The organism is Ciceribacter ferrooxidans, from assembly GCF_004137355.1.
Taxonomy (GTDB): Bacteria; Pseudomonadota; Alphaproteobacteria; order Rhizobiales; family Rhizobiaceae; genus Allorhizobium; species Allorhizobium ferrooxidans.
The window spans coordinates 1-259 of sequence record NZ_SDVB01000112.1 but is presented as its reverse complement, the minus strand read 5'-3'; the positions used below and the strand labels follow the sequence as shown (position 1 = coordinate 259).

Sequence of the window (259 nt, the reverse complement as noted above, 5' to 3'; positions counted from 1 at the left end):
ACATGTCGGTGCTCATTCGGCTCAGCCTCGAAACCAACCGCTTCAGCGGCAAGATGCCATCCGGCATTGGTACCTCGCTGCCTAATCTATGGCGGCTCTTCATTGGCGGCAACTTCTTCCAAGGGAATCTCCCTTCTTCCTTGGCAAATGCTTCGAATCTTGTTGATCTTGATATTTCTCAGAATAACTTTGTTGGGGTGGTGCCTGCTTTCATTGGCAAGCTTGCCAATCTTACATGGTTGAATCTTGAGATGAATCA

The 259-nt window shown here is 48.3% G+C and carries 1 protein-coding gene; it reads left to right on the top strand.

Annotated features, from left to right (window positions below; genetic code table 11):
* A partial coding sequence (locus tag EUU22_RS26365; protein ID WP_500681136.1) for a hypothetical protein occupies positions 1-259 on the top strand: 259 nt, incomplete at both ends.